The organism is Mesorhizobium sp. M0276, assembly GCF_040321755.1.
In the GTDB taxonomy this organism is placed as follows: Bacteria; Pseudomonadota; Alphaproteobacteria; order Rhizobiales; family Rhizobiaceae; genus Mesorhizobium.
The window spans coordinates 43,564-56,464 of sequence record NZ_JAMYSC010000020.1 but is presented as its reverse complement, the minus strand read 5'-3'; the positions used below and the strand labels follow the sequence as shown (position 1 = coordinate 56,464).

The window sequence follows — 12,901 nt, the reverse complement described above, 5'->3', positions numbered from 1 at the left end:
CGCAGCCGCGCACCGGCCAATCGTGCTTTCAACAATTGCTGACATCGGGCTGGATTCGACACCGCTTGCAGTGTAACACGCCCTCCGAAGTCATTCTGTTGCCTCATTTCGGCAACAGGTAGCTGGACCACACGGCACGAAGAAGCCGGTTCCGGGATCATTTGAGAGGAAGTGCACGACATGACGAGCCTGAACAGCAACGCGTACCGCCTGTCGGTCATGGCCGCTGGCGTGGTCGGCTTTCTCTGCGCAGGACTTCCCGCTGCTTCCGCACAGCAGCAACAGCAGATTCCGCAAGGCTGGTTCAAGGCCTGTACCAAGCAGGAAGACGTCGACATCTGCAATGTCCAGAACATCACCACCGCCGGCAACGGCCAGTTGGTCACCGGCGTCAGCCTGATCGAACTGAAGGGCAAGGTGAACCGCAAGGTGTTCCAGGTCACGGTCCCGACCGGTCGTCTGGTGCCTCCCGGCATCGGCCTGCAGATCGACACCGGCAAGGCGCAGAAGCTCGACTATGTAATCTGCTTTCCGGATCGTTGCGTGGCGGAAGTGCCGCTGACCGATCAGCTCGTCGCCGCGTTCAAGAAAGGCCAGGCGATTACGCTGACCTCCGTCAATTTCCAGAACCAGCCCAACCCGATCAAGGTCGCCCTGCAGGGCTTCAGCGGCGCCTATGACGGCCCGGCGCTGCAGCAGTCGGATATCGAGGACCGGCAGAAGAAGCTTCAGGATTTTGTCGCCAAGAACAACCAGGATTTCGCCAAGAAGCTCAAGGAAGAGCAGGACAAGGCGAAGACCGCCAACTGACCGGCCGATATCGTCGGACCAAACAAAGAAGCGGGGTCATGCCCCGCTTTTTTTTGTGACCGTCGGTTAATGCCTGGACTGCCGTTTCGGCTGGTAGCCCCCATCCGGCTTCTTGTCGAACATCTCCTTGATCTGTGGATGCCGGACGGGTTCGCCCGACTGATCCTCGAGCAGATTCTGCTCGGAGACATAGGCGACGTACTCAGTCTCCGAATTCTCGGCGAGCAAATGGTAGAAAGGCTGATCCTTGCGCGGCCGCACGTCGGCAGGAATGGCTTCGTACCATTCGTCGGTGTTGGCGAATTGCGGATCGACGTCGAAAATGATGCCCCTGAATGGAAACAGCCGGTGGCGAACCACCTGTCCGATTGCGAATTTGGCTGTTTTCATCGTACTCACCACTGAATTCCTTGGCTTTATTTGGCGCAGACTGGGCCTCAATTCAATCCCGAAGCGCTTCAGCGCGCTCCGAAGCTACGCAAGACGAGGCGCAAAGGTTTTACCGCATGCGGCCGATGTCGATGATCGTCGATGACGCAGCTTGTCGGAAACGGGAAGATCGCTGTCAGCGTGTCGGCCTTCGCCGACCGCCGGCCAGCGCCGCGAAGCCGCTGCCGGGACGAAGGCCCTCGCGCATGAAAAAAGCGCGGAGCGGCGCGAAGCCGCCAAGCGCGCCGAGCCCGGCAACGCGGGCCATCTGTGCCGGCAGCATGCCGGAAAGCAGCGACATGTTGAGCAGATTGACCGCGCTGCTGCGCGCCAGAATATCGGGCCGACGCTTGAAATCATATGCCGCCAGGGCCTTGGCAGCTCCCGGGTCACTACGATTTTCACACGCGATTCCAATTAGATCTTCGACATCCCTGATACCGAGATTGAGGCCCTGCGCGCCGATCGGGGGAAACACGTGGGCGGCTTCGCCGATCAACGCTATCCGGTTTCGCGCAAAACGCAGCGGCGTCACAGCCGAAAGCGGGTAGATCTGCCGGCCCGGCTCGACCGTCACCCGACCCAGCATCGACTGCATCTGCTGTTCGATCCGCATCGAAAGCGTTGCATCGTCCAACGCCGCGAGTTCGGCCGCGGTCTCGGGTTTCACCACCCAGACCAGACTTGAGCGATTGCCGGGCAGGGGAACCTGCGTGAACGGACCGGTTTCGGTATGGAATTCCGTCGAAGTGAAGGCATGGTCGCCGCTGTGGCGGAAATTGAGGACAAGGGCTGCCTGCGGATAGGAGCGAGCCGAGGTCGAGATGCCGGCGGCCTGGCGCGCCGGCGACAAGCGTCCGTCGGCCGCGACCGCCAGTGATGCGTCCACCGTGCTGCCATCGGCCAGGACGGCACGGACGTGTTGGGCATCGAGATGCCAGTTCGCCACCATAACCCTGTGCCATTCGATGCCGGCATGCGTGGCGACGGCACTGGCGAGTGCCGGATTGAGGACGCTGTTGGGCAGGTTTAGCCCGAACTGGTCCTCGTCTATCTCGCTGGCGCGGAAGGTGACGACCGGACTGCGGATCAACCGACTGGTCGCGTCGACGATGCGCATCACCTTCAAGGGCGCCGCCTTGGGCTTGATCCCTTCGAGCACGCCCAGCCGCTCAAGCATTTTCACGGCAGGGTTCATCAGCGCCGTCGTGCGACCATCGGGGGCAGAGGCCTCGGGGCCGACCAGCGTCACCGGGAAACCGGCAGCGGCAAAACCGAGCGCCGCGATCAGTCCCGCCGGCCCCGTGCCAGCAACCAGTATCCGCGCAGTTCGCTCATGCTCCAAGATCGGCTTCCGGCTTGCAATGCGAGGCGGCCACCCGGCCTGCCTGTCGATGAGCATATAGGGCAGATCATGCCGCTTGATCAACGCGGCGATTCGGCCATTCGGATGACATGACCGGCCAGCAGGACGACTTCAGCCACCTCGATCGCGCCGGCCGCGCAACGGCCACCATCGCGCGCAATCCTCGCGTCACGGTAAACGTCGCTGTCGGCGCTTGTATCCTGCTCGCCTGGCTATTGCTTGCCGCGATGGCAATCCGCGGCGCCGAAGCCGGGATTGCAAGCGTCAGCGCCCCCGGCGACACGATCCTGCGCAAGCTGCCGCAACCGCCGCTGCCCGATTTCCTGGAACGGTTCTTTGCGCTTTGCCTGTCGCCGGCGCCGCTGGATGCAAGCCTCGCCCTGCAGGCCGGTGGGCTCGTTTCGATGTGGTTCCTGATGGCGATCGCGACGATGCTGCCTTCAGCCGCGCCGATGATCCGGACTTACTGCGAAATCGCCGATACGGCACGCATCAAGGGCGAGCCGGCCGTCCATCCGCTGGTGCTGGTCGCCGGCTACCTCAGTGTCTGGCTCGGCGCCTCTGTGACGTTTGCCGCACCGACCTTGGCCGCCCACGCATTCGGCTCGCCAGACGGGATGCTGGACCCGGTCGTCGGCATTGCCGGTGCGCTGGCGCTTCTGACTGCCGGCCTCTACCAGTTCAGCGGCTTGAAAGAAGCCTGCCTGACAAAGTGCAAGAACCCGTTCTCGATCCTTTTCGCGAACTGGAGCGCAAGGCCGGTCGGCATCTTCCGGCTTGGGGTCAAGCAAGGCCTCTGGTGCCTCGGCTGCTGCTGGGCGCTGATGATGGTGATGTTCGCTGTCGGCGTCATGAACGTCTTCTGGATGGCGTTGATCGGGCTGTTCACCCTGATCGAAAAACAAACAGCGAGCAGGGTTCCAACCCGGCTGGCCGGTGCGATACTGCTTGTCTGGGCAGCCGCGCTGCTAGTAGTCTCACTCTGAGTGGGGGAAAATCAATGGCAGATCAGGACTGGGCGATGAAAGGAGAGCTAGTACTCTCCTGTAATTGCACGGTTTTTTGCCCTTGCGTGTTGTCGCTCGGCAATCATCCGCCGACCGAAGGCTATTGTCAGACCTGGGCGGGGTTTCGCATCGATGCCGGCCATTTCGGGGACGTCGACCTATCCGGCCTCAATCTTGGGCTGGTCATGGAAATCCCAGGTTACATGAGCCGCGGCAACTGGACCGCCGGCCTGTTCATCGACAAGCGTGCCTCAGTCTATGCGGTCAAGGCGCTGACGAAGATCTTCACCGGCAAGGCAGGCGGAACCACATCGCTGCTCTCCATCCTCGTCGGCAAATTCCTCGGCGTCGAGCAAGTGCCTATCACCTATGAGACGCGTGACAAGACGCGTATCTTCCAGATACCGAAGATCATCGACGGTTCGGTGACACCCATCCCCGGCAAGGACCGCGACAAGGATACGGTGATCAGCAATTCGGAATACTGGATCGCGCCCGAGATCATCGTGGCCAGGTCCGACAAGAGCAAGATGCGGGCCTTCGGGCGCAACTGGAATTTTGCCGGCCGTTCGGCCGAAATCTGCAAGCTGGATTGGCGGGGCCCGTGAGCAAGAACACAACGGCCCGGAAAGCCGCCAAAAAGATCGCGGACCGGATTCCGCGGCCGAAGAAGAAGGTCACCTGGCCGCAGGCGAGGGCGTTCTCCGTCCATCTGCTGACCGCGTCGGGCTCGTTCCTGGCTTTCCTATCGCTGGTGGCGGCAAGCGAAGAGCGCTGGACCGCGATGTTCTGGTGGCTCGGGCTGGCGCTGTTCGTCGACGGCATCGATGGGCCGATCGCGCGCAAGCTCGAGGTCAAGGAAATCCTGCCGACATGGTCGGGCGAACTGCTCGACAACATCATCGACTACGTGACCTACGTCCTGATCCCGGCCTTCGCGCTATATCAGCGCGGCTTCATGGGCGAGGGCCTGTCGTTCCTGTCGGCGGCGATCATCGTCGTCTCCAGCGCCATCTATTATGCCGACACCGGCATGAAGACGAAGGAGAATTTCTTCAAGGGATTCCCCGTGGTCTGGAACATGGTTGTGTTCACTCTGTTCGTCATCGAGCCCGGACAATGGGTTTCGTTCGCCGTGGTGGTTGTGGCCGGCATTCTGACTTTCGTTCCGATCAACTTCATCCATCCGGTGCGGGTGGTGCGGCTGCGCCGTATTAATCTTGCGATGACCCTCTTGTGGTGTGCTTTCGGCGCGCTTGCCCTTGCACAGGCGGCACTCGCCGCCTTCTACGATCAGATCGGTGTGCTGGGAGAACAAGTCGGCACCTTCACCAAGATCGGCATCACCATAACGGGGCTTTACCTCGCTAGCATTGGTGGCATCATGCAGTTCTTTCCCAATCTCGGTGCCAAGAAGGCCTGATCAGCCAGAGGAAGCCCAGCCCATGTCCAAAGCGATCCGCATCCACGCCCATGGTGGCCCGGAGGTCCTGACCTATGAGGACGCCGATCCAGGCCAGCCCGGAGCAGGGCAGATCCTGATCCGGCACACGGCGATCGGCCTCAATTTCATCGATGTCTATCATCGCTCGGGCCTTTACCCGCCGCCCGGCGGGTTCCCGCTTGTTCCTGGCGGCGAAGCCGCCGGCGTCGTGCTGGGGGTCGGCAAAGGCGTCGAGTGGCTGAAGCCCGGCGACCGGATCGCCTACGCCGTGACGACTGGAGCCTACGCGCAAGAGCGCGTCATCGACGCCAGCCGCGTCGTCAAGGTGCCGGATGGCATCAGCGACGAACAGGCCGCCGCGATGATGCTGAAAGGCATGACCGCTGAGTATCTGCTGCGCCGGACGTTCAAGGTGAAGGCGGGCGACACGATCCTATTCCATGCCGCTGCAGGCGGCGTCGGGCTGATCCTCGGCCAATGGGCAAGATATCTCGGCGCGACGGTCATCGGCACCGCCAGTTCGTCCGATAAGATCGAGCTCGCCAAGGAACACGGCTTCGACCATGTCATCAACTACAAGGAGCAGGATTTCGTCGCCGGGGTCGCCGCCATCACCGACGGCAGGAAGTGCGACGTCGTCTACGATTCGGTCGGCAACGACACGTTTCCGGCTTCGCTCGACTGTTTGAGGCCACTTGGCATGTTCGTCAGCTTCGGCCAGTCCTCGGGGCCGATCCCGCCATTCAGCATGTCGTTGCTGGCGCAGAAGGGCTCGTTGTTCGCAACCCGGCCGACGCTGTTCGTCTACAATGCAAAGCGCGAGGACCTCGAAGCCTCCGCCGCAGCCTTGTTCGAGGTCGTGCTCAGTGGCGCCGTCAAGATCAAGATCAATCAGCGCTACGCGCTGAAAGACGTGGGCAGGGCGCATTCCGACCTCGAGGGACGCAGGACAACGGGAACGACCATTCTCATTCCCTAGAGACCGATTACAAACTCTACTCTGTCGGCCAAAACAGTCCCTTAGTCCGTTCTTCCTTGCTATTGCTTGAATTTCCGCTGAAATTCTTGAAGCTCTTTCAAGACGCGTGCCGCTTTCCGATGGGAGCCGGCCGCGCCTACCATGCTTTCGGGAACACAGAACATGTCTGGCTAACCAGATGGGAGGCACTGTGAGTGCAAATCAGGACGGCACAAACCTGCTCGAGGTCCGTGGCCTCACCAAGATATTCGGCACGCTGACGGCGTGCGATCATATCGATCTCGACATCGCCAGGGGTGAAATCCACGCTTTGCTCGGCGAAAACGGCGCCGGCAAATCGACGCTGGTCAAGATGCTGTTCGGTTCGCTGGAGCCCAATTCCGGCGAGATCTTCTGGAACGGCCAGGCGGTCAGGATTTCCAGCCCCGGCGTGGCCAAAAAACTCGGCATCGGCATGGTGTTCCAGCATTTTTCGCTGTTCGAGGCGCTGACTGCGGCCGAGAACATTGCGCTATCGCTGGACGACGGTTCGCCGATCAGCAGCATTGCGGCGAAGGCGAGGGCGCTTTCTTTCAGCTATGGCCTGCCGCTCGATCCTGAATCGCTGGTCGGCGACCTGTCGGTGGGCGAGCGCCAGCGTATCGAGATCATCCGCTGCCTGCTGCAAACGCCGCAGCTCATCATCCTTGATGAGCCGACTTCGGTGCTGACGCCGCAGGAAGCCGACAAACTGTTCGAGACGCTGGATCGTCTGCGTTCGGAAGGCAAATCCATCCTCTACATTTCGCACCGGCTCGAAGAGGTCAAACGTATCTGTGACCGGGCCACCGTGCTGCGGCATGGCAAGGTCGTCGGCCACTGCAACCCACGTGCGGAAACCGCCTCATCTCTGGCGCGCATGATGGTCGGCAACGAGGTGCAGGCGGTGGTGCGAGCACCCGTCGAGGGCATCGCCACGGCACAGCCACTTCTCGAAATCCGCAACCTCAGCCGCAAGCCGGCGACGCCGTTCTCGATCCCCCTCAAGAGCATCGACCTGAATGTCCGGGCCGGCGAGGTGATCGGCATCGCGGGCGTCGCCGGCAACGGCCAGGGCGAGTTCTTTGAATCCGTCTCAGGCGAGGTGTTGCAGCAGGATGCCGCCTCGGTGCGGATCCGCGGCAAGAATGCAGGCAATCTCTCCATCACCGGACGGCGCCTGCTCGGCGCCGCTTTCGTCCCGGAAGAACGACTCGGCCACGGCGCCGCGCCGCGCATGAAGCTTTCGGAAAACCTGCTGCTGTCGCGCCATGCCACCGACGGCAAGGCCTTCGTCAGCAGCGGCGGAATGGTCAACAGCGCGGCCATCTACGCCGCCGCTCAACGCATCATCGAGGCGATGGACGTGCGCAAGAGCGCGCCGGATCCGGAGGCGGCGGCGCTTTCGGGCGGCAATCTGCAGAAGTTCATCGTCGGCCGCGAACTCGACCGCCGGCCAAGCGTCATGGTCGTGAACCAGCCGACCTGGGGCGTCGACGCAGGTGCCGCCGCCCACATCCGCCAAGCCTTGATCGAGTTGTCGCGCAGCGGATCGGCGGTGCTGGTGATCAGCCAGGATCTCGATGAGCTGTTCGAGATATCGGATGCGATCGCGGTCATGCACAATGGCGCGCTGTCCAAGCCGATGCCGATCGCCGAAGCGACCTTCGAGAAAGTCGGCTTGCTGATGGGCGGCGCCGAACCCGGTCACGCCGAACACACGATGGAGACGGCATGATGCGCCTCGAACTCGTCAAACGCCCGCAGCGCTCGGCGCTGTTTTCAGCCCTATCGCCGTTCATCGCCTTCGCGCTGACGATCATCGCCGGCGCCATCATGTTCGCACTGCTCGGCGTCAACCCGCTGACCGCGTTCAATATCTATTTCATCGAGCCGATCAGCCAGGTCTGGCAATTGCACGAGCTGGCGATCAAGGCAGCTCCGCTCATCCTGATCGCTGTCGGCCTGTCGGTCTGCTACAAGGCCAATGTCTGGAACATTGGTGCCGAAGGACAGTTCATCTTCGGCGCCATCTTCGGCTCAATCATTCCGGTGCTGTTTCCGCAATTCGAAGGGCCGCTGGTGCTGCCGTTGATGCTTTTGCTCGGCATGGTCGGCGGTGCGGTCTATGCGGCGATCCCCGCCTTCCTGAAGACCCGGTTCAATACCAACGAGATCCTGACCAGTCTGATGCTGGTCTATGTCGCCCAGCTTTTCCTCGACTGGCTGGTGCGCGGTCCTTGGCGCGATCCGCAAGGCCACGGTTTCCCGCAGACGATCCAGTTCGGCGACTCGGCCGTATTGCCGGAACTGCTGCCGGACGCCGGTCGGGCGAATTGGGGATTTGTCTTCGCGTTGGTCGCCGCGGTGCTGATCTGGATCCTGATGAGCCGCATGCTGAAGGGCTTCGAGGTGCGCGTGCTGGGCTCAAGCCCGCGGGCAGGGCGTTTCGCCGGCTTCGGCCTCAAACGCATGGTGTTCTTCGCCTTCCTGCTGTCGGGCGCGTTGGCAGGGCTTGCCGGCATCTCGGAAGTCTCGGGCGCTATCGGCCAGCTGCAGCCTGTCATTTCGCCCGGCTACGGCTTCACCGCCATCATCGTCGCGTTCCTCGGCCGCCTCAACCCGCTCGGCATCGTCGCCGCCGGCCTGGTGCTGGCGCTGACCTATCTCGGCGGTGAAGCGGTGCAGAGCGCACTCGGCATCTCAGACAAGGTGGCGCGGGTCTTCCAGGGCATGCTTTTGTTCTTCGTGCTCGGCTGCGACACGCTCATCCACTACCGCATCCGGCTGGTCGGCCTGGCGCTGACAAAACCGGAGGGTGCCGCGAAACTCGATCCGGAGCCCAAGCTGAAGGAAGCCCGTTGATGGACATCACCGTAAACATCCTTCTGACCATCGCCACGGCGGCAACGCCGCTGCTGATCGCAGCGATCGGTGAACTGGTGGTCGAGCGCTCCGGCGTGCTCAACCTGGGCGTCGAAGGCATGATGATCATGGGCGCCGTTGGCGGCTTTGGCGTCAGTTATCTCACGGGATCACCCTGGATCGGGCTGCTGGCGGCAATTGCCATGGGCGCCGTGTTCTCGCTGCTGTTTGCCGTCATGACGCTGTCCCTGGCCACCAACCAGGTGGCGACCGGCCTGTCGCTGACGCTGCTCGGGCTCGGCCTCTCCGGCATGATGGGGACGAGCTTCGTCGGTCAGCCCGGCGAACGGCTGCCCAACCTCGACATTCCCGGCCTGACCTCGATCCCGGTGATCGGCCGATTGCTGTTCGGCCAGGACCCGATCTTTTACATTTCGATTGCGCTCACAGCTGCCGTCACGTGGTTCTTGTTCAAGACCCGGACCGGGCTGACACTGCGCTCCATCGGCGACAGCCATACGTCGGCGCATGCGCTTGGCATCAAGGTCATTCGCTACCGCTATCTCTCCGTCATCTTCGGTGGCGCCTGCGCCGGTCTTGCCGGCGGCCATCTGTCGTTGGTCTACACGCCGCAATGGGTTGAGAATATGACTGCCGGCCGCGGCTGGATCGCGCTGGCACTGGTCGTGTTTGCCTCGTGGCGGCCATGGCGGGTGCTGGCCGGCGCCTATATCTTCGGCGCCATTTGGGTTGGCCAGCTTCACGTGCAGGCAATCAACCTCCAAGACTTCGTCGATGCTCCCTGGGTGATCTACAAGGTCATCGCTTTCCTAAAATCATTTCCGTCTCAACTGCTTTCTTCTCTGCCCTATCTGGCAACCGTCGTGGTTCTCGTTCTAATCTCGCGCAACAAGCGTCTGACGATGATGAACACGCCGGCTTCCTTGGGGCAGCCATTCGTTCCGGATCGTTGACAACAAAAACAAACGGGAAGCTCCAAGGCTTAACTCAGAGAGGTAACACAATGAAAAAACTGCTTATTGCCCTGATGACAACAACCGCCGCCCTATCGCTGGCGGCAACCGCCGAGGCTGCGGACAAGCTGAAGGCGTGCTGGGTCTATACCGGTCCTATCGGCGATTTCGGCTATTCCTACCAGCATGATCAGGGCCGTCTCGAGGTGGAGAAGGCGCTGGGCGACAAGGTCGAGACCGCTTATCTTGAAAACGTCTCCGAAGGCCCCGATGCCGACCGTGCTTTCGAGCGTCTGGCGCGCGAAGGCTGCAAGCTGATCTTCGGCACATCGTTCGGCTTCATGGACGCCGAAGTGAAGGTTGCCAAGAAATTCCCCAAGGTGATGTTCGAGCACGCGACCGGCTACAAGACCGGCGACAATCTCGGCATTTACAATGCGCGGTTCTACGAAGGCCGCTATGTGCTTGGCCAGATTGCCGCCAAGGAATCCAAGTCCGGCGTCGCCGGTTACATCGTTTCGTTCCCGATCCCCGAAGTGGTGATGGGCATCAACTCCTTCATGCTCGGCGCACAGTCGATCAACCCGAACTTCAAGGCCAAGATCGTCTGGGTGAACTCGTGGTTCGATCCGGGCAAGGAAGCCGATGCCGCCAAGGCGCTGTTCGACCAAGGCGCCGACATCATCGTCCAACACACCGATTCGACCGCTGCCCTGCAGGTGGCCGAGGAGCGCAAGCTGCACGGGTTCGGCCAATCCTCCGACATGATCAAGTTCGCGCCGAACGCGCAGCTGACCGCGCTGACCGACGAATGGGGTCCGTACTATATCAGCCGGGTCCAGGCAGCCCTCGACGGCACCTGGAAGCCCGACAATGTCTGGCTCGGCATCAAGGATGGCGCGGTCAAGCTCGCGCCTTTCACCAACATGCCCGACGACGTGAAGGCGATGGCGGAAGCCACCGAAAAGAAGATCGCCGGCGGCTGGAATCCCTTCACCGGACCGATCGCCAAGCAGGACGGCACGCCGTGGCTGAAGGATGGCGAAGTCGCCGATGACGGCACGCTGCTCGGCATGAACTTCTATGTGAAGGGTGTCGACGACAAGCTGCCGCAGTGAGCAGCGAGCGATACAAATGAGGAGGGCGCCGCGAGGCGCCCTTTTTCATTCGGCAGGTTGTGCACCGGCTTAGGTGTGACGAAATCTCGCGAGCCCGACATGGAAGGGGTCGGTTCCGGTAGGGGGCGAAATGGGGTTCACTTCGACACGAGCGGTTTGCTCATGTTGATTCCGGTTACCCGAAAGCCCGTGGCTTCATAAACATGCCTGGCGCGTTTGTTATCATCAGCCACTCGGAGCTTTATTTGTTGAAAACCTTTGCGTTTTAGGTCGTTTTCAAGAACTTCTAAGGCCTGCTTACCGAGGCCTTGACCCTGATAAGCAGGAAAGATGTGAAAATCGCTGATGAATGCCGTGCGCATCGTCGGATCCTGTTTGTACCATAGGTACCCAATAACCTTTTCAGGGGTTCCGGTCGGATCGATCAGGCACAGCAAGACGTGGCCGATCGTATCGACGCCGTCAGGTAAGTCAGATGCGATTTCCTGTTTCGCTTGTGCAAGAGACTCATTATCGGAAAGCCGGTAGTTCGAGGCGATCTCGGATGCGTAGTCAGGAATAAAATAGTCGAGATAAGCTAAAAACTCGCTGTCTCGCATTGGTCTTAACGAAATCATTGAGTAACTCCTTTATCGAATTTGCCGACTGTCTGGCTCGTGCAAGCGCCATGACTTTTCTGCGCTCAGCACGATCTAGCTTCGTCCCGGAGCCTGTCTCTTTGAGTATCGCGGCCACGTCGTAACCGATCAACCGCGAGGCCGAGCCAGATCCTGAGCAGCCGCTGAGCCGGTCGTTCGCAGGTGCGCCAGATCAGCCATGAAACAACCAGCATGAGCGCGATGCAGCCGAGGGCGGCAAACCATTTGCCGACCAGGGGTGCGGCGGCATTGATCGCGAGATAACCGATCTTCTGATGCAGCAGATAGAGCGGGTAGGTCAGGCCGCCCAGCGCCAGGGTGAGCGCCGACGGCCTGACACGGTTGCGCAACAGCACCGCGCCGATCAAGGCCGCGTGCATGACGACATTGGTGACGACGAGATTGGCCGATGAAACTGCGATGCCGTAGTGGCCCTGCATCCAGCGCTGCGTCACCGACAGTGTGCCGCAGGAGATCAGGAACGACGCGGCAAGCAGCAGCAAAGCCGGTAGTGAGCGGCCGTGTGCGTGGATGTGGTGGAACACCACGCCAGCGGCGAAGAACGGTCCGAACTCGGTGATGAACATCAGCCTTGCCGCGCCGCTGCCTACGAAAAACTCGTTCAACGCCGACACCGACAGCCAGACGAAAATCAGCTCCAGCTTGCGTTTCTGGAAGAGCCCGGTGAAAAGCGCCAGCGTCACCCAACCGTAGAAAACCAACTCAACCACGATCGACCAATAGACGCCGTCCATGAAGGGTTGGCCGAAGGCCGGTGCGAACATCGACAGATTGGCGGCATACTGACTGAAAGAGGCTGGAATCAGTGGTGTGCCGGCAAGGATGACCATCGTGAAGGTGAGCGTCATGCAGAGCAGGAAGCCCGGATAGAGGCGAACGAAACGTGCGACCGCAAACTCGCCCCATCTGCGGTTTTCCGCCGACCAGGCAATGACGAAACCGCTGATCAGAAAGAACAGATTGACGCCGAGATAGCCGTAGAGGGCGAACTGCGCTGCAAGCGGATAACCCTCGGCAAGAAAGCCTTCGGCGGCCGCGCCGCGAAAGAAATAGTGAAAGAGCACGACAGCAAGTGCTGCCGCCAGCCTGAGCAGGTCCAGCGTCGCGATATGATCCTGCCCCGCAGGTTTGGCGTCCATCCGCGTTTCCGTATTTAATTTATGGTGCGGAAACCCTACTGCGGATCGCGGTTGAACGGGTTAAGGGCCCTAACTATCGCAGGATGTAGTAAA

At 61.1% G+C, this 12,901-nt stretch carries 13 protein-coding genes; 9 read left to right on the top strand and 4 right to left on the bottom strand.

Translation table 11 applies throughout. From position 1 onward, the window contains the following. The first annotated feature begins 180 nt into the window (after positions 1–180). Positions 181–810 carry an invasion associated locus B family protein gene (locus NKJ01_RS17345; protein WP_352729659.1) on the top strand — a complete coding sequence of 210 codons (630 nt, stop codon included), beginning with the start codon at positions 181–183 and terminating at the stop codon, positions 808–810. A 66-nt stretch (positions 811–876) separates the two neighbouring features. Here NKJ01_RS17345 and hspQ read toward each other — a convergent pair whose 3' ends face one another. Both hspQ and NKJ01_RS17335 read right to left on the bottom strand, forming a co-directional pair. Next, the gene (gene hspQ / locus NKJ01_RS17340) at positions 877–1,200 is read right to left on the bottom strand and encodes a heat shock protein HspQ (protein ID WP_023757801.1); all 324 of its coding nucleotides are present in this window, start codon (positions 1,198–1,200) and stop codon (positions 877–879) included. 175 nt (positions 1,201–1,375) lie between these two features. Next, positions 1,376–2,584: a UbiH/UbiF family hydroxylase gene (locus NKJ01_RS17335; protein WP_352729657.1), complete on the bottom strand. Its 1,209-nt coding sequence runs from the start codon at positions 2,582–2,584 to the stop codon at positions 1,376–1,378. Between the two features lie 110 nt (positions 2,585–2,694). Between NKJ01_RS17335 and NKJ01_RS17330 the strand changes: the two genes are divergently transcribed. From NKJ01_RS17330 to NKJ01_RS17295, 8 genes are all read left to right on the top strand, one after another. Continuing rightward, the gene (locus tag NKJ01_RS17330; protein ID WP_032907045.1) at positions 2,695–3,591 is read left to right on the top strand and encodes a DUF2182 domain-containing protein; all 897 of its coding nucleotides are present in this window, start codon (positions 2,695–2,697) and stop codon (positions 3,589–3,591) included. Between the two features lie 14 nt (positions 3,592–3,605). After that, positions 3,606–4,220: a DUF1326 domain-containing protein gene (locus NKJ01_RS17325; RefSeq protein WP_352729655.1), complete on the top strand. Its 615-nt coding sequence runs from the start codon at positions 3,606–3,608 to the stop codon at positions 4,218–4,220. After that, positions 4,217–5,035, top strand: coding sequence for a phosphatidylcholine synthase (pcsA, locus tag NKJ01_RS17320; protein ID WP_352729653.1), 819 nt, complete (start codon positions 4,217–4,219; stop codon positions 5,033–5,035). Before NKJ01_RS17325 ends, pcsA begins: the two co-directional genes overlap by 4 nt. Before the next feature lie 22 nt (positions 5,036–5,057). Next, on the top strand, positions 5,058–6,035 hold the full coding sequence (locus tag NKJ01_RS17315; protein ID WP_023757806.1) for a quinone oxidoreductase family protein: 978 nt from the start codon (positions 5,058–5,060) through the stop codon (positions 6,033–6,035). Between the two features lie 178 nt (positions 6,036–6,213). After that, complete coding sequence (locus tag NKJ01_RS17310) at positions 6,214–7,791, top strand: ABC transporter ATP-binding protein (RefSeq protein WP_352729650.1); 1,578 nt, start codon at positions 6,214–6,216, stop codon at positions 7,789–7,791. Then, positions 7,788–8,918: an ABC transporter permease gene (locus tag NKJ01_RS17305; RefSeq protein WP_031259677.1), complete on the top strand. Its 1,131-nt coding sequence runs from the start codon at positions 7,788–7,790 to the stop codon at positions 8,916–8,918. Before NKJ01_RS17310 ends, NKJ01_RS17305 begins: the two co-directional genes overlap by 4 nt. Then, positions 8,918–9,892: an ABC transporter permease gene (locus NKJ01_RS17300; protein WP_031259678.1), complete on the top strand. Its 975-nt coding sequence runs from the start codon at positions 8,918–8,920 to the stop codon at positions 9,890–9,892. Before NKJ01_RS17305 ends, NKJ01_RS17300 begins: the two co-directional genes overlap by 1 nt. A 50-nt stretch (positions 9,893–9,942) precedes the next feature. Then, on the top strand, positions 9,943–11,010 hold the full coding sequence (locus NKJ01_RS17295) for a BMP family ABC transporter substrate-binding protein (protein WP_023757810.1): 1,068 nt from the start codon (positions 9,943–9,945) through the stop codon (positions 11,008–11,010). A gap of 137 nt (positions 11,011–11,147) precedes the next feature. On the opposite strand, the gene NKJ01_RS17290 is transcribed toward NKJ01_RS17295, so the two are convergent. Beyond that, positions 11,148–11,627: a GNAT family N-acetyltransferase gene (locus NKJ01_RS17290; RefSeq protein WP_352729647.1), complete on the bottom strand. Its 480-nt coding sequence runs from the start codon at positions 11,625–11,627 to the stop codon at positions 11,148–11,150. 65 nt (positions 11,628–11,692) lie between these two features. After that, the gene (locus NKJ01_RS17285) at positions 11,693–12,808 is read right to left on the bottom strand and encodes an acyltransferase family protein (RefSeq protein ID WP_352729645.1); all 1,116 of its coding nucleotides are present in this window, start codon (positions 12,806–12,808) and stop codon (positions 11,693–11,695) included. Between the last annotated feature and the right edge of the window lie 93 nt (positions 12,809–12,901).